Genomic DNA, 18,343 nt, shown 5'->3' on the forward strand with positions numbered 1-18,343 from the left:
CCCACCACTTTTCTCCCCGTGGCGACAAAGATGGTGGATTACGCCTTCGGCTAACCACCCTACGGCACCCCGCCTCACGCCGCCTTCTTGCTCTCGGCGAGCTGCGCCAGCTGACGCATGATCTCGGTGGTGCCGGCGAGGCGCTCCTCCGGGGTCTCCCAATCCTGCAAGAACACCACCTTCATGTCGGGCCGCACCTTGGCGGCCTGGCCGTAGCTGCGGATGAAGCTGACGAGGCGGTCGGGATGGGCGAAGGAATTGTCGCGGAAGACGATGACGGCGCCCTTCGGACCGGCGTCGATCTTCTCGACATTGGCCCTGCGGCAGAACGCCTTGATCGCGGCGACCTTGAACAGATAGCGCACCTCGTCGGGCAGCACGCCGAAGCGGTCGCGCATCTCCGCGCCAAAGTTCTCGATCTCCTCCTCGGTGTCCAGATCGGCGAGGCGCCGATACAGCGACAGCCGCACCGAGAGATCGCCGACATAGTCCTCCGGAATCAGCACGGGCATGCCGATGGTGATCTGCGGCGACCAGCGGTCGGCGGCGGGCTCGGAGACGCCGGCCTTGAGGTTGACGATCGCTTCCTCCAGCATCGACTGATAGAGCTCGAAGCCGACCTCCTTGATGTGGCCGGACTGCTCCTCGCCGAGCAGGTTGCCGGCGCCGCGGATGTCGAGATCGTGGGAAGCGAGCTGGAAGCCGGCGCCGAGCGTCTCCAGCGATTGCAGCACGGTGAGCCGGCGCTCGGCCTGCGCCGTGATCTTCTGCTGCGCCGGCAGCGTGAACAGCGCATAGGCCCGCAGCTTGGAGCGGCCGACGCGGCCGCGCAGCTGATAGAGCTGCGCCAAGCCGAACATGTCGGCGCGGTGCACGATCAGCGTGTTGGCGTTGGGAATGTCGAGGCCGGACTCGACAATCGTGGTCGACAAGAGGATGTCGAACTTGCCGTCGTAGAACGCGGTCATGATGTCCTCGATCACCGCGGGCGGCATCTGGCCGTGCGCGACCGCGACCTTCATCTCCGGCACGTTCTTGTCGAGGAAGTCCTTGACCTCGGCGAGGTCGTCGATGCGCGGCACCACGTAGAACGCCTGCCCGCCGCGATAGCGCTCGCGCAGCAAGGCCTCGCGGATCATCAGCGGATCGTGCGGAGCGACGAAGGTGCGCACCGCGAGCCGGTCCACCGGGGGCGAGGCGATGATCGACAGCTCGCGCACGCCGGTGAGCGCGAGTTGCAGCGTGCGCGGGATCGGCGTCGCCGACAGCGTCAGCACGTGCACCTCGGAGCGAAGTGCCTTGAGCCGCTCCTTGTGGGTGACGCCGAAGTGCTGCTCCTCGTCGACGATCACGAGGCCGAGGTCACGGAACTTGATCGCCTTGCCGAGCAACGCGTGGGTGCCGACGACGATATCGACCGAGCCGTCGGCGATGCCCTTCTTGACCTGGTTCAGCTCCTTGGTCGCGATCAGGCGCGAAGCCTGCGCGACGTTGACCGGAAAGCCCTTGAAGCGTTCGGCGAATGTCTTGGCGTGCTGACGCGCCAGCAGCGTGGTCGGCACTACCACCGCGACCTGCTTGCCCTCGAGCGCCACGGCAAACGCCGCGCGCAAGGCCACCTCGGTCTTGCCGAAGCCGACGTCGCCGCAGATCAGCCGGTCCATTGGACGGCCGAGCTCGAGGTCCTTCAGCGTGGCTTCGATGGCTCCCAGCTGGTCCTCGGTCTCGTCATAGGGGAAGCGTGCGCAGAACTCGTCGTAGAGGCCGGGCTGCACCGGGAGCTTGGGCGCCTCGTGCAGATGGCGCGCGGCCGCGATCTTGATCAATTCGCCGGCGATCTCGCGGATGCGGTTCTTGAGCTTCGCCTTGCGGGTCTGCCAGCCGCCGCCGCCCAGGCGATCCAGCTCGACACTGGTCTGGTCGGAGCCGTAGCGCGACAGCAGCTCGATGTTCTCGACCGGCAGGAACAGCTTCGTCTCGGCGGCATAGTGCAGCTCGAGGCAGTCGTGAGGCGCACCGGCGACGTCGAGCGTTTGCAGGCCGATGAAGCGGCCGATGCCGTGGTCGACATGGACGACGATGTCGCCGGCGGCCAGGCTCGTCACTTCCGAGATGAAATTGTCGAGCTTGCGGCTCGCCTTGCGCGGCCGCACCAGGCGGTCGCCCAGGATGTCCTGCTCGCTGATGACAGCGATCTCGTCGGTCTCGAAACCGCTCTCGAGGCCGAGCACCGCGAGCATGGTCTCGTTGCGCGGGGTCGCCTGCACGGTGCGCCAGGAATTGACGCTGGTAGTATGGGCCAGCTTGTGGTCGCGCAGCATCGAGGCCATGCGGTCGCGCGAGCCTTCGCTCCACAGCGCGATCACCACCTTCTTGCGCTGGGCCTGTAGCGCCATGACGTGGCCGACCACGGATTCTGAACACGTTGACCTTGGCATCGTTGCGCTCCGGCGCGAAGTCGCGGCCCTTGCGCGCACCGGCGTCGACGACACCAGTCCCGTCAGCCGGAACCGAGAACTGCGTCAACCGCACCAGCGGCATCTCGCTCTCGCGCTTGGTCCATTCCTCGCCGGTGAGATAAAGCCGGTCCGGCGGTAGCGGCTTGTAGATCGCGCCGCCTGCGGGATGCTCCATCGCATCGCGCCGGGCCTCGTAATAGTCCTGGATCTGCTTGAAGCGCTCGCGGACGGCATCCTCGGCCTGCGGCTCGATCGCGATCGGCGCACCTTGGAGATAGTCGAACAGCGTGTCCATGCGGTCCTGGAACAGCGGCAGCCAGTGCTCCATGCCCGGATGGCGGCGGCCCTCGCTGACCGCCTCATACAGCGCATCGTCGCGCTCGGGCGCGCCGAACTCGGCAACGTAGCCCATGCGGAAGCGGCGGATGGTGTCGGTGACCAACTGGAATTCCGAGACCGGCACGAGGTCGAGCGAGCGCATATCGAGCAGCGTGCGCTGGGTCTCGGCGTCGAAGGAGCGGATCGATTCCAGGCTGTCGCCAAAGAAATCGAAGCGGACCGGCTGCTCGAGGCCGGCCGGAAACAGATCGAGGATGCCGCCGCGCACGGCATATTCGCCGGGCTCGCGCACGGTCGAGGAGCGGTTGTAGCCGTTGTGCTCGAGCCAGGCGACGATGGTGTCCATCGGCACGACATTGCCGGGGGCCACCGACAGCGCCTGCGCCGCGACCAGCTCGCGCGCGGGCACGCGCTGCACGGCGGCGTTCACCGTGGTCAGCACGATCAGCGGCTTGTCGCTCCCCGTGAGCGAGGCAAGCCGGGCCAGCGTCGTCAGGCGTTGCGCCAGAATGCCGCCATGCGGCGAGACGCGGTCATAGGGCTGGCAATCCCAGGCCGGGAAGGTCAGAACAGGCAGATCGGGCGCGAAGAATTGCAGCGCGCGTTCGAGCTGCTGCATGCGCGGACCGTCGCGGCAGACCACGGCAAGGCTGACGGCCGGCTTCTTCGGCCGCGCCGCGATGGCGCGGGCCAGATCGGAGACGACGAGGCCTTCGGCGCCTTCCGCGACGTTGGCAAGCGTCAGCGCCCGGCCGGGCGCAAGCAGCTCGGCCGGCGATTTCATCCCCTGCTTCATGCGTCGCGTCCCGGGATCGGGAAGGCCTTGATGCGGGCAAACAGCGCGCCGGTGACATCCGCCGGCAGCATCTTGTCGCCGCTGATGGCGGCATAGAGATCGGGATCGTTGACTTCGAGCAGCGTCTCGAGCTGTGTCAGCTCGTCCTCCGACAGATTGCCGATCTCGGCATCGGCGAAGCGGCCGAGGATCAGGTCCATCTCGCGCGTGCCGCGGTGCCAGCATCGGAACAAAAGCCGCTTGCGGCGATCGTCCAGCCCGCTGCTCGATCGTGTCGTTCCCGTCATGTCTCAAATCCAGTCAAACGCAGAAAGCCCGGACGTGCCGGGCCGGGGTGATATAGCCATTCGAGGTGGCCGTGTCAGCCCTCGATTTGGCATGGCCCCGCAGCCGGCACGGGGTACGAAAAAAGACGTGGATGCCCGGCACAAAGCCGGGCATCACGGGCCGAAACGATCCTAGATTCACCTCATGCGCCCCAGCCTGCTCAATCCGCTGTTTGCTGCCGTGACCAGCCTGCCCGGCGTCGGTCCGAAGCAGGACAAGCTGCTGCAATACCTGCTCAGCCGCAGCGAGACGCCGCGGCTGGTCGATCTGCTGCTACACTTGCCGAGCCAGGTGATCGACCGCCGGGCGCGGCCAAAGATCCGCGACGCGGTGCAGGGAACCATGGTGACGCTCGAGGTCATTGTCGACCGTCACCGCCCGCCTCCGCCGCGCAATTCGCGCGCGCCGTATCTGGTCTATGCCAGTGACGACACCGGCGACGTCGTGCTGACCTTCTTCCGCGCCAAGCCGGGCTATGTCGAGAAGCTGCTGCCGGTCGGCGAGAAGCGCTACGTCTCCGGCACGCTGCAGATGTACGACGGCATCCCGCAGATCGTGCATCCCGACCGCGTGCTGGACGAGGAAGCGATCTCGAAACTCTCCGGGATAGACCCGGTCTATCCGCTCACCGAAGGCCTCGCACTCGGCTCGCTCCGCCGCGCGATCGCGCAGGCGCTGCAGAAGCTGCCGGCGCTGCCCGAATGGATCAGCCCGGAAGTGATCCGGCGCTGCCATTTCCCGCCGGTCACCGAAGCGCTCAATCGCGTGCACCAGCCGGTCGAGCTGACGGACATCCTGCCCGACCAGCCGTTCTGGTCGCGCCTTGCCTTTGACGAGCTGCTGGCCGGTCAGCTCGCGCTCGCCCTGATCCGCGCGCAATTGCGTCGCCCCGCCGGCGTGCGCAATGCCGGCGACGGGCATCTGCGCAACAAGATCATCGACGCCCTTCCCTACGCGCTCACGCCCTCGCAACGCAGCGCCGCGGCGGCCATCGCCGAGGACCTGACGCAGCCGGTGCGCATGCTGCGCCTGCTGCAGGGCGACGTCGGATCGGGCAAGACAGTCGTGGCGCTGCTCGCGGCCGCCGCGGTCGCGGAGGTCGGCAAGCAGGCCGCGCTGATGGCGCCGACCGAAATCCTGGCGCGCCAGCACGTCAGGACCATCGCCCCGCTCGCCGAGCGTGCCGGCATGCGCGTTGCGATCCTCACCGGCCGCGAGAAAGGCAAGGAGCGGCGTGAGATCGTCATGCGGCTCGCCGCAGGCGAGATCGACCTGCTGGTCGGCACCCATGCGCTGATCCAGGACGATGTGACCTTCCACGACCTTGCGCTCGCCATCGTCGACGAGCAGCACCGCTTCGGCGTGCGCGAGCGCCTCGCGCTCACCTCCAAGGGGGAAGCCGTCGACGTGCTGGTGCTCAGCGCCACGCCGATACCGCGCACGCTGGTGCTGACCTATTTCGGCGACATGGACATCTCCGAGCTGCGCGAGAAGCCCGCCGGCCGGCAGCCGATCGACACCCGCGCCGTCGCCATGAGCCGGCTCGGCGAGGTCATGGACGGCGTCGGCCGTGCCTTGCAGGCGGGAAAACTGGTCTACTGGATCTGTCCGCTGGTGGAGGAGTCCGAGGCCGAGGGCACCGAACACCTCACCAACGCGACCAAGCGTTTCGAGAGCCTGCAAAAGCGTTTCGGCGATCGCGTCGGCCTCGTCCACGGCCAGATGAAGGGCACGGAAAAAGACCGCGTGATGGGCCAGTTCGCCGCCCACGAGGTCGGGCTCCTGGTCGCGACCACCGTGGTCGAGGTCGGCGTCGATGTGCCCGCCGCCACCATCATGGTGATCGAGAACGCCGAACGCTTTGGCCTTGCCCAGCTGCACCAGCTGCGCGGCCGCATCGGGCGCGGCTCGGAGGCCTCGACCTGCATCCTGCTCTATTCCGAGCCGCTCGGCGAGATGTCGAAGGCGCGGCTGAAAGTGATCCGCGAGACCACTGACGGTTTCCGCATCGCCGAGGAAGACTTGAAGCTGCGCGGCGAAGGCGACGTCCTGGGTGTGCGCCAGAGCGGCCTGCCCGGCTACCGCATCGCGCGCCCGGAGGTGCACGGGCAGCTGATCTCCCAAGCGAGAGACGAGGCGCTGCGCATCCTGAAGGACGATCCCAAGCTCAAGGGCGAACGCGGCGAGGCGCTGCGGTGCCTGCTGTATCTGTACGAGCGGGACGAGGCGATCCCGCTGATCGGGGCGGGCTAGCTCGCGGCCCGTCGTCGCCCAACTTCGTAGGCCGCAACATGCGCGCGGGCGAGATCCAGTAGCGGCGTCTCGATGCCCAGGGTACGGGCTCGGTTCGCCATGTCGCCCAGGATGTGCTCGCACTCGGTCATCGAGCCGCGTTCGATATCGCGCAGCATCGAAGCTTTCAGTGGCGAGTCGAGGGTCGTGAACAGTTTGTGGTCGAACTCGATGAACGGCGCACGCGGCTCATATCCTGATGCCGTCGCAACGGCGCAGCATTCGGCGAACAGGCGGAAGATGGACTGCTCGCCGTTGGGCACGGCCAGGATGTCGCCGATGCTTGCGCGCATCAGGCAGGTGATCCCCGCGATCGTCGAGAGCTGAACGAATTTCTCCCACATGTCCTGCGTGATCGCCTCGCTGGCACGCACGTCGATGCCGGGAACATCGAACAATGTCTCCAGCGCGAGCGCGCGCTGACTCAGGGCGCCCTCGATCTCGCCGAAGACGATGGTCTGGTTGGCCATGAAGTGGACGACCCGGCCATCCGCATCCAGCCCGGCACTGACATTGGCGAGACCGCCGAGGACGCGAGCGGCGCCGAACCTTGCGACGAGAGCGTCGAGATGTTTCAATCCGTTCAGGATCGGCAGGATCATCGTGTCAGCACCGACGGCGGGTGCAAACTGGCTCATCGCGTCATCGAGCGAGTAGGCCTTGACCCCGACGAGCACGACGTCGAATGCTTCCTCGAGGTCATTCGCCAGGATGATCTTCGGCTGCACAGTGAAATCGCCGTGCGGGCTCACGACTCTTAGTCCGTCCCGGCGCAATTGCTCCGCGCGCGTCCCGCGCACCAGGAAGGTCACGTCGCGGCCTGCTCGAACCAGGCAAGCTCCATAATAGCCGCCGAGCGCGCCAGCGCCGATCACCAGCACTCTCATTCGAACTCCCGTCTCAGAACAACCGCAAACATAGTAGCAGATGGGCTCCGCAGCGTCTCCTCCCCGTCATTGCGAGCCAGCGAAGCAATCCAGAATCTTTCCGCGGAGGGACTCTGGATTGCTTCGCGAAGCCTGTCATCGGGCCGCGCTTAGCGCGGACCCGTTGGCTCGCAATGACGTGTGGATAGAGATCCGCACACCGCAAGCGCAACCCTGCAGGAGCGAACGTGGGCACGTCAGGTCTGCGTCCGCGCGGCGGCCGCGGCAAACGCCTTCATCGGCTCCGCATCCACCGCCTCGCCCTTCGCATCATCCGCCAGATGCTCGAACCAGCGCGCAAAGCCCTCGTAGATCTGGCTGGCCGGATGATCGGGGCCGAGGAAACCGGAGATCTCCCGCATTTCCGCGACCCAGCGATAGGCCTTTGGAATCATGTCCGGCAGCGCGACTTCGAGCCGCGCCAGGATCGCGGGCTGGCTCAGTGCCAGTTCGTCGCGTAGCGCATCGGCGGCGCCAGCCTTGGTTGCCGCGATCACCATGGCCGAGCCGATGCCGGCGAGGCCCTTGACGATGCCGGCATAGGACATTTTCAGCGCCGAGGCGGCGCCGACCGGGCCCTCCACGATGCGCACGTCGAGCCCGAACTCCTTCAGCACAGCTACATCCCCGGCGTGCTCGCCGGACACGTAGAACGCAGGACTTTTGCCGCCCGGCTGCGGCGGAAAGCCGATGATGCCGGCATCGACGAACGGCGCCTGCGCCGAGCCGATGATCTGTTCGATCCCACGCACGGTGTCGACATTGACGGCGTTGCAATCCACCACGATCGGCTTGTGCTCGCGCCTGACGATCAGCGCCGCCAGCCGCTCAGCCAGCGCGACGGCTTCGCCCGGCGGCACGATCGAAAGAATGATGTCGGCGGCAGCGATCGCATCGTCATCGGCACCGATCATGCCGGCATCTGCTGCGCGTCTGCGCGTCGCCTCGCTCCGCCCGGTCAGGGACGTCAACACGCGCGCGCCATGCTCGCTGAGACGGCGGGCGACGGCACTGCCCATGGCGCCGGGCGCGAGGATCGCAATGGTCTTGGACATCATGCACTCCGGATCGAACGCCGAGCGAGGACGCTCGGCTCGACGGGAGACTAGCAGAGGATGCCAATGCGCGCGTAACCGACGCCATCCCGCAGCGGAATGGCTCTACTCCACCTTCGCAGGCTCGGGCTGGATCGCCGACGCATTGGCGATGCGCGCGGCATGCGCCATGCCCGCAAGTGCCGCCGCCTTCTTGGAATCGGGGGCCGAGCCGGGTTGCACCACGCCGGCCGACATGATCAGCGTCGCGGCATCCTCGGCCGTGAGGTCGACCTCGATGATCTTGCTCTTCGGAACATAGAAGAAGAAGCCGGTGGTCGGGTTCGGCGAGCACGGCAGGAACACCGAGACGTGCTCCTCCTGCCCCGGCAGGCTGCGCGCAATGTCCTCGTTCGGCGATTGCGAGATCAGCACGATCGACCACATGCCCGGCGAGGGAAACTCGACCAGGCCGACTTTGCGGAAGCTCGAGCCCTTGCCCGAGAACAGCGTCTCGAACACCTGCTTCAGGCCCCGGTAGATGGCGCGCACGGCCGGAATCCGGCCGAGGAAGGTTTCGCCGACATCGACCAGGGTGCGGCCGATCAGATTGGCTGCGAGGAATCCGACCAGCGTCAGCGTGAAGAATGCGACAACCAGCCCCCAGCCGGGAATGACATAGGGCAGATAGGTTTCCGGCCGGTAGGCGAGCGGCACGAACGGCCGCACCACGCCGTCGACCCAGGTGACGAACCACCAGACCAGGTACAGCGTGATCGCGATCGGCCCTGTGACCACGAGGCCGGTGAGGAAATAATTGCGGAAGCGGCCCATCAGGCCGGTATGCGGTTCCGGGAGGGGATCAAGAGGCGCAGGCGCGTCGTCGCGGGGGGTCATTCGGGTTCCAGGTCGGTCGCAGCACACAAGCTAGGGTCTTCTAGCAGATTTTGGAAGACCACGACCGGCCGATATCCCGCCTGCCTATTCCACGGTCACCGACTTCGCGAGGTTACGCGGCTGGTCGACGTCGGTGCCCATGACGACAGCCGTGTGATAGGCGAGCAGCTGCACCGGGACGGCATAGACCATCGGCGTGAACGCCGCCGCCATATCGGGCATGACGATGGTGACGAGGGACTCGACGGTCGCCTCCTCCGCGCCCTTGGCGTCCGTCATCAGAATGATGTTGCCGCCGCGGGCGGCGACCTCCTGCATGTTGGAGACGGTCTTTTCGAATACGCGGTCGTAAGGCGCGATGACGACGACAGGCATGGTCTCGTCGATCAGCGCGATCGGCCCGTGCTTGAGCTCGCCGGCGGCATAGCCCTCGGCGTGGATGTAGGAGATCTCCTTCAGCTTCAGCGCGCCTTCGAGCGCGAGCGGGAAGCTGGTGCCGCGGCCGAGATAGAGCACGTCGCGCGACTTGGCGATCCGTTGCGCGAGCTTTTCGATCTGGGGCTCGGTGGTGAGCGCTGCCGCCATTAGCCGCGGGATCTCGACCAGGCCGTGGACCAGCTTGGTCTCGTCCTCGCCCGACAATTCGCCCCGCGCCTTGCCGGCCGCGATCGCAAGATTGGCCAGCACCATGAGCTGACAGGTGAAGGCCTTGGTCGAGGCGACGCCGATCTCGGGCCCGGCCAGCGTTTGCAGCACGGTCTCGCTCTCGCGCGCGATCGTCGAGGTCGGCACGTTGACGACGGCGATCGTGTGCACGCCCTCGGCCTTGGCATAGCGCAGCGCCGCCAGCGTGTCGGCGGTCTCGCCCGATTGCGAGATGAAGATGGCGAGATCGCCCTTGCGCAGCGGCGCCTCGCGGTAGCGGAATTCGGAGGCGACATCGACCTCGACCGGCAGCCTCGCAAAGCGCTCGAACCAGTATTTTGCGACATAGCCGGCATAGCTCGCAGTGCCGCACGCCGTGATGTTGATGCGCTGGACGTTCTTGAAATCGAACGGCAGCTCGACCGGCAGCGCGACACGCTCGCTCGCCATGTCGACGTAGCGCGCCAGCGTGTGGCCGACCACTTCCGGCTGCTCGTGGATCTCCTTGGCCATGAAGTGGCGGTAATTGGCCTTGTCGACCAGCGAGGTCGAGGCGGCGTGCTTGATCTTGTCGCGCTGGACCGCGTTGCCGTCCTTGTCGAAGATATCAGCGCTGTTGCGCGTCAGCACGACCCAGTCGCCGTCTTCGAGATAGCTGATCGTGTCGGTGAACGGGCCGAGCGCGATAGCGTCGGAGCCGAGATACATCTCGCCGTCGCCATAGCCGATCGCAAGAGGCGGCCCATTGCGGGCGCCGATCATGAGGTCGTCGTCGCCGGCGAAGATGAAGCCGAGGGCGAAGGCGCCGCGCAGCCGCCCCAGCGCCAGCTTCACCGCTTCCACCGGCTTGTTGCCGCGCGCGAGCAGGTCGTCGACCAGATGCAGCACGATCTCGGTGTCGGTCTCGGTGCTGAACACCGCGCCCTTCTTCTCGAGCTCCTCGCGCAGCTCACGGAAATTCTCGATGATGCCGTTGTGGACCACGGCGACGCGCTCGGTCGCGTGCGGGTGGGCGTTGTTGACGGTCGGCTTGCCGTGGGTGGCCCAGCGGGTGTGGCCGATGCCGGTGGTGCCCTTCAGCGGCTCGGCTGCGAGCCGCTTCTCCAGGTTCTTCAGCTTGCCTTCGGCGCGGCGGCGCTCGAGGTGATTGCCTTCGAGCGTGGCGACGCCCGCCGAATCGTAACCGCGATATTCAAGACGTTTGAGCGAATCCACCAGCTGCTCTGCAACCGGCTCGCGCCCGAGAATGCCGACAATCCCGCACATGCGGATCACTATCCCCCAAATCGTCGAAAAATCGCCTAAACGACGCGTCCGGTTTTTAGCGAAGTTCGCAAGGAACCAGATACTCAATAATTATTGCGGATTGAGACAGCACGGACCGCAACCTTCGCCTTGGCCTGCGTCGAATTGGCCGGCCTTAAACCGCGCGCGTTAACTTGTTGTCAACACATTTGGCCAACGATTCGATCTCAGGAGAATAAGGCCATGAAAGGCTCATCCGACCGCAAAGGTCTGTCATCGATGTACTTGCGCGCCAGCGGGACCACGGGCACGCATCTCGCACATTGGCCGCCGCCCCAGCGCGGCAAGGAAAGCAAGCCCGTCTTCATGAAGCATCCGGAAGGCGAACCGGTCAAGCGCGCCAAACCGCGCGGCTGGCGCCTGACCCGCGCGATCTTCTCCGAATTCGCCGACGAAGAATAGCGGAAGGCTCACGTCTCCGACTTCACTTCTCCGACTTCTTGCCGCCCGTCTTCAGCTCGCGATAGCGCGCCGCGCCGCCTTCCCGGATGGTCTGCTGGTTGCGCTCCAGCGCCATGGCGTCATCGGGCACGTCACGCGTGATCACCGAGCCCGAGCCGATATAGGCGCCGTTGCCGATTCTGACCGGCGCGACCAGCGATGAATTGGTGCCGACGAAGGCGCCCTGCCCGATCTCCGTCCTGTGCTTCTTGAAGCCGTCGTAGTTGCAGGTGATGGTGCCGGCGCCGATGTTGGAATTGGCGCCGACCGTGGCATCGCCGATATAGGAGAGATGGTTGACCTTGACGCCGGCCTCCAGCGTCGCCGCCTTGGTCTCCACGAAATTGCCGATCCGCGCGCCGTCGCCGAGCGAGGTGCCGGGCCGAAGCCGCGCATAGGGGCCGATCGAGACGTTCTTGCCGAGCGTCGTCTGCACGATGTGCGAAAAGGAATGGATCACGGTGCCGTCGGCGATCGAGACGCCGGGGCCGATCACCACGAACGGCTCGATGGTCACGTCCTTGCCGAACACGGTGTCGGCGGCGAGATAGACCGTCTCCGGCGCGATCAGCGTGACGCCGGCCTCCATCGCCGCCTTGCGCAGCCGCGCCTGCATCACCGCTTCGGCCTCGGCGAGCTGCGCCTTGGTATTGATGCCGCGCACCTCGTCCTCGCTGGTCTCGATCACCACGGACTCCCATCCCTGCTTGCGGACGATCTCGACCGCGTCGGTCAGATAATATTCGCCCTTGGAATTGGCATTGCCGATTTGCTCAAGGATCTGCGGCGCCCGGCGGCCGTCGATCGCCATCACGCCGGCATTGCACAGATCGATCTTGCGCTCGTCGGCGCTCGCGTCGGCCTGCTCGCGGATCGCGACCAGGCGTTCGCCCTCGACGATGAAGCGGCCGTAGCCGGCGGGATCGGCGGCGCGGAAGCCGAGCGCGGCGATCGCGGCGCCCCCGGCGAGCGGCGCACGCAGCCGCGCAAAGGTCTCGGCCGAGATCAGCGGCGTATCGCCGAAGGCAATCAGCAGATCATCGGCGCCGCGATCGATGGCCTCGCGCGCCGCCAGCACCGCATGTGCGGTGCCGAGCCGCTCGGCCTGCACGAAGATAAGTGCGTCGGGCCTGATGCGCCTCGCCTCGTCCGCGACCGCCTGATGGTCCGGACCGATCACGACCGCGAGCGCGCTGCCGGTTCCCTTCGGCGCCGCGCCGAGCACGTGGGCCAGCAGCGTCGCGTGAGCGACCGGATGCAGCACTTTCGGCAGGCTCGAACGCATGCGCGTGCCTTCGCCGGCGGCGAGCACGATCGTGAGGCTGGAACGGGCGGTCATCGAAATCCTGTCGGTTCGGCCGAATCAAATGGCGCGGCAGGCGGGCCGCCCGCGAATGCTGCCGCCTTGCTACCCCCGCAAACGCCCGGAATTCAAGTGCGGCCCGCTTTTCCTGTTAATGTTCCCTGATTGATTCGGGGAAGCTTCGGGGCTGGGCACTCAACGTTCATGGCAAAGGATTCCGACCCACTGGCGGATGCCTTCGGCGCCAAGGAGACCGGCGGACTGTTCTCCGGACTCCTGGCCGAAGAAAGCGCGTTCGATCGCCGCCTGATGTGGCGTCTGGGCTCGTGGGGCGTGGGGGCCGTAGGCGCCGTCACGATCGCGGTGCTGGCCAACCAGGCCCAGCTCGGCTGGCGCCGCGACCAGGTTGCTTCCGCCGATCTCGCGCGCCAGGCGGACCGGCTCCAGATGCTCACCCGGGAGAGCCAGAACGAGGCCCGCCGGCTCACGGCCGCCATCGAGACGCTGAACACGGATCGCGACCGGCTGTATTCGCGCGTCACCGTGCTGGAGCAAGGGCTCGATTCCGTCACCGGCGCCATCGCCAGGCAGACCACGGCGCCGCCGCCGGCCGGCAAGACGCAGGAGGCTGCGCCCGCAGCCCCCAGCGTCGCGCCGGTTGCCTCGACGCCTGCGTCCGCCCCTGACAAGCCTCGCACCGAGGCCGCCAAGGACACGCCCAAGGACGCGCTCAAGGACACGCTCAAGGACACGCTCAAGGACATCCCGAAGGAAGCGGCAAAGGAGCCGCCGCCGCAGACCGCCGCGGCCGCCTCGCTCGTGCAGCAATCGCCTTCCATGAATTCGGCGTTGCCGACCATTCCGCTGGTCCCGTCCAAGTCGATCATGGCGCCGCCCGATCCGGCCGCATCGAAATTGATGCAGCCCGAGACGAGCGAGAAGGCTGCCGAGAAGAAGGCCGAGCCGGCGCCTGCCCCAACCGAGATCGTCGCGGCAGCCGCCAAGCCATCGGAGGCCACCGAGAGCGAATCCCCCGCGATCGCGGTTCAGCAGACGCGTTTTGCGATCGATCTCGGCGGCGCCAATTCGGTCGACGGCCTGCGCGCGCTCTGGCGCGGCGTGACCAAGTCCAATCCGGAAATCGCAGCGCTGCGGCCGATCATCATGATCAAGGAAGGCACGACGGGGCTCGGCATGCAACTCCGCCTCGGTGCCGGCCCGCTCGTCAACGCCGCCGTCGCCGCGAAATTCTGCGCGAGCCTCGCCGAGAGCAATCGTCACTGCGAGACCACCGTGTTCGACGGCCAGCGCCTGTCGATGCGCGGCTCGGACAAGGCGCAAGAGAAACCTCAGGAGAAGCCGCAGGACAAGGCACAAGAGAAATCTCAAGACAGAGTTCAGGACAAGAACGCGGAGAAGAACCAGGACGCGGCTCCGCAAGCCGAAACCGCGCCCAGCGCCAAGCCCGAGAAGCCGCAGCGCCGCCGCAGCAACAGCTCGAAACGCAGCAAGCGCGAGGAGCCCGCGCCCGCTCCTGCGGCGCAGCCGGCGCCAGCGAAGCCGGAGGCCGCATCGGCAACATCGACGCTGTCGTCGTTCTTCAGGCGGTAGGAAGCTCCCTTCCGCGACGGAAGAAGCTTGCATGCGTCGATCGGACGCTAGGACCTGAGCTGTCCTTTTGCGGCCCGTTTGCGTTCACTCACGGCGCTCTCCAGTGGCGCCTCACCTTCTGAAATTCACGGACTTCGATGAACGAACTTGATGATGTGCTGAGGCTTCTCGTTGCGGCGGGAACAGGCCTCTTGATCGGCATCGACCGCGACATGAACGACAAGCCGGTGGGCATGAGGACGCTCGCGCTCGTGGCTCTCGGCTCCGCGTTGGTGTCGATCTCCGTGATCGAGTTCCAGAACATGCGCGACCACCCGGATGCGATCTCCAGGGTCATTCAGGGCGTCGTGACCGGCGTGCTGAGCGGCGTCGGCTTCATCGGTGCAGGCGTGATCCTGCACGATCGCAAGTCGAAGACGGTTCACGGCCTGACCACGGCCGCAACGGTCTGGGTTGCGGCCGGCCTCGGCATTGCCTGCGCATTGGGAGCCTGGCTGCTGGTCGGAGCTGCTATCGCGGTGACCTTGCTGGTGCTGTTCGTTCTGGGCTGGGTCGAGCGCCGGCTGGGATTCAAATAGGTCCCGCCGGGCCTCGACAAGTATCAGATGATACGGCCGCCACCGGCTTGGCTCGGCACACTCCGCACCGAACTTGATTCGGAGCGGAGATGGCGGACGCGAAATTTCTGCGGGAGCAACTCGCGTTGGTCCGCGAGCTGGCAGACCGGGCGGATCCTCACATCAGGAAGCGCCTGCTCGCACTGGCTGAGAAATACGAGCGGCGGCTCGCGGAGCAGAGCCGGAACGCGCAAGATCGAACCTAATCGCGGGCGCGCTTACGAGGGCCTACTCGATCCGCGCCTTTTCCTTGAGATCACGAATGCGCATCTCCGCTTCGTCCCTGGACTGGACGATTTCCGACCAATCCTCCACCCGCGCCTCCTTGCTCAGCCTCTTGAGCTCGTTCAGCTGCTCCTGCGTCGGCTTGTCCATGTTCGCTCCTCGACGGCCACCTGATTAGTCACACATTCAAAACCAGCCTGATCCTCGCCTGTTCCCGGAAACAGCAGGGGAGCGAACCGACAGAAACCTCGCCTGCCCTGTTGCCTGCCCGCGCCATCCCGACCATATTGCCGGCTATGACAAAAAAGCCCTTCCGCCTCTCGCCCTACCAGGTGCAGTTTCTGATCGTCGTCGGCTTCGCGTCTGTCGGCTATGCGCTTTATCTGCGCTACCTCGCGATCGAGCTGTCGCAGGTCGCTCTCGCCTGCGATGCCGGACTTCAGACGCTGCTGTGCAAGGCGCGCTCGGTCTCGACCGTGCTGTTCAAGAATTCGGTGTTCGGCATCGTCGCGCTGGTGGTTGCGACGCTGAACCTGATGCGGCCGTCGATCGTGCTGCTCACGGTCGGCATCATCGCGGCCGGCCTCGGCATCGTGCTCTACAATGTCGTGCTGTCGGGCCTTGCGATCGGCCTGTTCATCCTTGGATTTGCTCGGCCCGCGCCCGCCACAGCGTGAGCGCGAACAGCAGATACATCGTGCAGGTCCACAGCGACTGCCAATTGTCGCGGCCTTCGTTGAAGAGCACGAAGATGGCCGACAGCGCCAGCACGCCGGCGAACACCGATTCCGCGATCGGACGCTGGCCGATCTGCGGCCGGTTCAGCATCAGCAGCGCAAACGGCACCACCGCCATCGTCAGCGCGGCGTAGGGAAAATCCTTGTAGCGCGGATCGAACACGAAGCCGAGCGCGGTCGCGGCCGCGATCACCGCGGTCACGGCCAGCGTCAGGCCGAGAACGGCGGTGAGCTTCGACCATTTGCGCCCCTCGCGCGGACCGAGCAGGTCGAGGAAGGTCGGAAGGCTGCGGCCGATCACCATCGCCTGCGAACAGAAGATCGGCGACAGGATGCCGGCAAGCAGCAGCGCGCCCCAGAGCAGCCAGCCGCCGACGCCGTAGCTCTCGTAATACATCTTGTCGGCGCCGATCCCGAGCAGGCTCCCCGCCGTCGTCGCCGAGATGCCGACGCCGAGCCAGGCCGAGAAGCGCGGCGTCCACGGCCGCCGGCGCAGCGTGATGATGGCGACCGCGAACACCAGCACGGAAAGGCCCATCCCTGCGCCCATGTACCATTTCCAGTACGGGAAATTGCTGATCGGTGCTCCGGGCGGATATTTCAGGCTCCGGTGCGCCGAATCGTACAGGCCCCAATAGCCGCCGACGGTGCCTTCCAGCTTGCGCTTCCAGGGCTGGTCGTAGGACTCGATCAGATTGACGCGGAACTTGTTCGCCTTGGCAAGGCCGAGGATTTCCGAGACCACGCGCGCCTGATTGGTCCGTGACGGCAGCGCGACGTCGCGCATCCGCCCCTCGCTCGGCCAGCCGGTCTCGCCGATCAGGATCTCCTTGCCGGGGAACGCCACCACCATGCGCTCGCGGATCTGTTCGACATGGGCGGAGGCGAACTTTGCCTTGACCGGAAAATCCTCCCAATAGGGCAGGATGTGGATCGTGACGAAGTCGACGGCGTCGGCGACCTCGCGGTTCTTCAGCCAGTACTCCCAGACGTCGGCGTAGGTGACGGGCACGCTGACCTGCGTCTTCACCAGGCGGATGATGGAGACCAGATCCGCCGTCGTCATCTCGCCGCGCAGCAGCACCTCGTTGCCGACGATGAGCGTGGTGATGATGTCGGGGAATTGCTTGGCGAGGCGGATGGCGAGCCCGGCCTGCTCGTAGTTCTTGGTGCGGTTGCTGGAGAGCCAGATGCCCTGCAGAACTTTCAGCCCGCCGACCCTGGCGGCGATCGCCGGCACCTGGTCGAGCCCGTTCTCCATCGAATAGGTGCGGACGCAGTCGGTGATCTCTTTGAGTTGGCGCAGATCCTGCTCGATCTGCTCGGCCTCGATATGGGTCCATTGCTCCAGCGGCGTCTGCTCGCCGCGGAACGGCGCATAGGAGACGCATTGGACCTTGTCGGCCGGATCGATCGGGGCGCGCGCGAGTGTGATCGGCGTCGCCAACCACCACCACACGGCAGCAATCGCACCCAGTGAAACGAGCAGAAGCGCCAGTGGCGTACGAAGAGAAATCGGTTCCGTCCTCCGCGAAGGGTCCGTCGATTACCTGCTTGCACGCCGTCTGCCAAGGGGGTGCCTGGGTGCCGAACGTGCGGCGGATCGGCTCCTGCCCCGTGGAATTGGGCTGTGGCCGTTCGACCGGGCCCTAGCATCGTGACTTTGCTGGACAAAATTTCAAATACAGGTCATGGACTCGAAAGACTTTTCCGCCGCAATGGAGACCCATTTGGACGCCATCACCGACGCGTCCGCGGGATCCTGACGCGGACGGCCAGCGGATATATTGGGGAATTCATGCGGCAACGGGTGTTCGAGTCACGAAATGCGGTCCTGCGGCAGTTCGCCGCCACCTTGGCCGTCTCCTGCCTTCTCGCTCTCGCCGGCCTCGCTGGCGCCTCCGCTCAGAGCGGCACGCCGACCCCGGATCAAGGCAAGGCCGCCGCCCAGCCTGCCGACGCCGCCAAGGATGCCGCCCAGAACCAGCGCCGCACCGACGAGTTCGCCGAAGCCGCCCAGGTCATCAACGGCCCGGCCGGCAATCCCGAATGCGTCTGGCTCGGCCGGCGCGTGGTGCGGCTGATGTGGCGGGACGACCTCGATACCGCCTTCCGCCACCTCGACCTCTACGATCGTTTCGGCTGCCCCGGCGGCCACATCCAGGCCGCGTTCCGCTGCCTGACCCGGTTCGGCGGCCAGATCGACCCCAAGGTTGCCGAGACGCTGGACAGCCGTGTGCACGCCTGCTGGATCAACCCGGCCGCCCAGCCGCAGCAGGCCGCAGCGTCGCAGCCGGCCGCACCGGCCTCGGCCAGTTCGCCGGCGGCGCAGCCGGCCGCCAGTCCTTCGCCAGCGGCAAGCCCGACGCCGGCGCCCCAGAAATAGCCC

General features: G+C 66.2%; 15 protein-coding genes and 1 pseudogene. 7 read left to right on the forward strand and 9 right to left on the reverse strand.

The features are described 5' to 3' along the window. Nucleotides 1-74: 74 nt before the first annotated feature. A pseudogene (gene mfd / locus ACETMP_RS07010) lies at nucleotides 75-3,594 on the reverse strand (transcription-repair coupling factor). Further along, nucleotides 3,591-3,881 carry a succinate dehydrogenase assembly factor 2 gene (locus ACETMP_RS07015; RefSeq protein ID WP_375160395.1) on the reverse strand — a complete coding sequence of 97 codons (291 nt, stop codon included), beginning with the start codon at nucleotides 3,879-3,881 and terminating at the stop codon, nucleotides 3,591-3,593. The pseudogene mfd and the gene ACETMP_RS07015 overlap by 4 nt, the downstream one beginning before the upstream one ends. Nucleotides 3,882-4,065: 184 nt before the next feature. Between ACETMP_RS07015 and recG the strand changes: the two genes are divergently transcribed. Continuing rightward, a complete protein-coding gene (gene recG / locus ACETMP_RS07020; protein WP_375160396.1) occupies nucleotides 4,066-6,174 on the forward strand; it encodes an ATP-dependent DNA helicase RecG in 2,109 nt (702 codons plus the stop codon). Here the strand turns inward: recG and panE are convergent. The 4 genes from panE to glmS all read right to left on the reverse strand — a co-directional run bounded on the left by panE (nucleotide 6,171) and on the right by glmS (nucleotide 10,981). Then, nucleotides 6,171-7,100, reverse strand: coding sequence for a 2-dehydropantoate 2-reductase (panE, locus tag ACETMP_RS07025; RefSeq protein ID WP_375160397.1), 930 nt, complete (start codon nucleotides 7,098-7,100; stop codon nucleotides 6,171-6,173). The genes recG and panE overlap by 4 nt on opposite strands. 236 nt (nucleotides 7,101-7,336) lie before the next feature. Beyond that, a complete protein-coding gene (locus ACETMP_RS07030) occupies nucleotides 7,337-8,194 on the reverse strand; it encodes a DUF1932 domain-containing protein (protein WP_375160398.1) in 858 nt (285 codons plus the stop codon). A gap of 105 nt (nucleotides 8,195-8,299) precedes the next feature. After that, entirely contained in the window at nucleotides 8,300-9,070 is a 771-nt protein-coding gene (locus ACETMP_RS07035) for a DUF502 domain-containing protein (protein WP_028136336.1), read from the reverse strand. A gap of 84 nt (nucleotides 9,071-9,154) precedes the next feature. Further along, nucleotides 9,155-10,981: a glutamine--fructose-6-phosphate transaminase (isomerizing) gene (gene glmS / locus ACETMP_RS07040; protein WP_375160399.1), complete on the reverse strand. Its 1,827-nt coding sequence runs from the start codon at nucleotides 10,979-10,981 to the stop codon at nucleotides 9,155-9,157. Nucleotides 10,982-11,203: 222 nt separating this feature from the next. Here glmS and ACETMP_RS07045 point away from each other — a divergent pair, with 222 nt between their 5' ends. Further along, entirely contained in the window at nucleotides 11,204-11,422 is a 219-nt protein-coding gene (locus ACETMP_RS07045; RefSeq protein ID WP_375160400.1) for a hypothetical protein, read from the forward strand. Nucleotides 11,423-11,444: 22 nt separating this feature from the next. Here the strand turns inward: ACETMP_RS07045 and glmU are convergent, their stop codons facing one another. Continuing rightward, nucleotides 11,445-12,800, reverse strand: coding sequence for a bifunctional UDP-N-acetylglucosamine diphosphorylase/glucosamine-1-phosphate N-acetyltransferase GlmU (gene glmU, locus ACETMP_RS07050; RefSeq protein ID WP_375160401.1), 1,356 nt, complete (start codon nucleotides 12,798-12,800; stop codon nucleotides 11,445-11,447). 168 nt (nucleotides 12,801-12,968) lie between these two features. On the opposite strand from glmU, the gene ACETMP_RS07055 reads away from it, so the two are divergent. The 3 genes from ACETMP_RS07055 (at nucleotide 12,969) to ACETMP_RS07065 (ending at nucleotide 15,198) form a co-directional block, all read left to right on the forward strand. Beyond that, complete coding sequence (locus ACETMP_RS07055) at nucleotides 12,969-14,375, forward strand: hypothetical protein (RefSeq protein WP_375160402.1); 1,407 nt, start codon at nucleotides 12,969-12,971, stop codon at nucleotides 14,373-14,375. Between the two features lie 137 nt (nucleotides 14,376-14,512). Next, entirely contained in the window at nucleotides 14,513-14,953 is a 441-nt protein-coding gene (locus ACETMP_RS07060) for an MgtC/SapB family protein (protein ID WP_375160403.1), read from the forward strand. An 89-nt stretch (nucleotides 14,954-15,042) separates the two neighbouring features. Then, nucleotides 15,043-15,198 carry a hypothetical protein gene (locus tag ACETMP_RS07065; RefSeq protein ID WP_375160404.1) on the forward strand — a complete coding sequence of 52 codons (156 nt, stop codon included), beginning with the start codon at nucleotides 15,043-15,045 and terminating at the stop codon, nucleotides 15,196-15,198. Between the two features lie 22 nt (nucleotides 15,199-15,220). Here the strand turns inward: ACETMP_RS07065 and ACETMP_RS07070 are convergent, their stop codons facing one another. After that, on the reverse strand, nucleotides 15,221-15,367 hold the full coding sequence (locus ACETMP_RS07070; protein ID WP_164934922.1) for a hypothetical protein: 147 nt from the start codon (nucleotides 15,365-15,367) through the stop codon (nucleotides 15,221-15,223). A gap of 146 nt (nucleotides 15,368-15,513) precedes the next feature. On the opposite strand from ACETMP_RS07070, the gene ACETMP_RS07075 reads away from it, so the two are divergent. Next, a complete protein-coding gene (locus tag ACETMP_RS07075) occupies nucleotides 15,514-15,894 on the forward strand; it encodes a hypothetical protein (protein WP_375160405.1) in 381 nt (126 codons plus the stop codon). On the opposite strand, the gene ACETMP_RS07080 is transcribed toward ACETMP_RS07075, so the two are convergent. After that, nucleotides 15,854-17,413 carry a beta-(1-6) glucans synthase gene (locus ACETMP_RS07080; RefSeq protein WP_375160406.1) on the reverse strand — a complete coding sequence of 520 codons (1,560 nt, stop codon included), beginning with the start codon at nucleotides 17,411-17,413 and terminating at the stop codon, nucleotides 15,854-15,856. The two genes, ACETMP_RS07075 and ACETMP_RS07080, sit on opposite strands and share 41 nt — an antisense overlap. A 339-nt stretch (nucleotides 17,414-17,752) precedes the next feature. On the opposite strand from ACETMP_RS07080, the gene ACETMP_RS07085 reads away from it, so the two are divergent. Further along, nucleotides 17,753-18,340 carry a beta-1-3, beta-1-6-glucan biosynthesis protein gene (locus ACETMP_RS07085; protein WP_375160407.1) on the forward strand — a complete coding sequence of 196 codons (588 nt, stop codon included), beginning with the start codon at nucleotides 17,753-17,755 and terminating at the stop codon, nucleotides 18,338-18,340. Nucleotides 18,341-18,343: the final 3 nt, after the last annotated feature.

Source organism: Bradyrhizobium dasycarpum, assembly GCF_042019905.1.
GTDB classification, from domain to species: domain Bacteria; phylum Pseudomonadota; class Alphaproteobacteria; order Rhizobiales; family Xanthobacteraceae; genus Bradyrhizobium; species Bradyrhizobium japonicum_B.

Coding starts and splice junctions, on each gene's coding strand:
- ACETMP_RS07015 (WP_375160395.1), bottom strand. CDS start 3,881: ATGACGGGAACGACACGATCGAGCAGCGGGCTGGACGATCGCCGCAAG.
- recG (WP_375160396.1), top strand. CDS start 4,066: ATGCGCCCCAGCCTGCTCAATCCGCTGTTTGCTGCCGTGACCAGCCTG.
- panE (WP_375160397.1), bottom strand. CDS start 7,100: ATGAGAGTGCTGGTGATCGGCGCTGGCGCGCTCGGCGGCTATTATGGA.
- ACETMP_RS07030 (WP_375160398.1), bottom strand. CDS start 8,194: ATGTCCAAGACCATTGCGATCCTCGCGCCCGGCGCCATGGGCAGTGCC.
- ACETMP_RS07035 (WP_028136336.1), bottom strand. CDS start 9,070: ATGACCCCCCGCGACGACGCGCCTGCGCCTCTTGATCCCCTCCCGGAA.
- glmS (WP_375160399.1), bottom strand. CDS start 10,981: ATGTGCGGGATTGTCGGCATTCTCGGGCGCGAGCCGGTTGCAGAGCAG.
- ACETMP_RS07045 (WP_375160400.1), top strand. CDS start 11,204: ATGAAAGGCTCATCCGACCGCAAAGGTCTGTCATCGATGTACTTGCGC.
- glmU (WP_375160401.1), bottom strand. CDS start 12,800: ATGACCGCCCGTTCCAGCCTCACGATCGTGCTCGCCGCCGGCGAAGGC.
- ACETMP_RS07055 (WP_375160402.1), top strand. CDS start 12,969: ATGGCAAAGGATTCCGACCCACTGGCGGATGCCTTCGGCGCCAAGGAG.
- ACETMP_RS07060 (WP_375160403.1), top strand. CDS start 14,513: ATGAACGAACTTGATGATGTGCTGAGGCTTCTCGTTGCGGCGGGAACA.
- ACETMP_RS07065 (WP_375160404.1), top strand. CDS start 15,043: ATGGCGGACGCGAAATTTCTGCGGGAGCAACTCGCGTTGGTCCGCGAG.
- ACETMP_RS07070 (WP_164934922.1), bottom strand. CDS start 15,367: ATGGACAAGCCGACGCAGGAGCAGCTGAACGAGCTCAAGAGGCTGAGC.
- ACETMP_RS07075 (WP_375160405.1), top strand. CDS start 15,514: ATGACAAAAAAGCCCTTCCGCCTCTCGCCCTACCAGGTGCAGTTTCTG.
- ACETMP_RS07085 (WP_375160407.1), top strand. CDS start 17,753: ATGCGGCAACGGGTGTTCGAGTCACGAAATGCGGTCCTGCGGCAGTTC.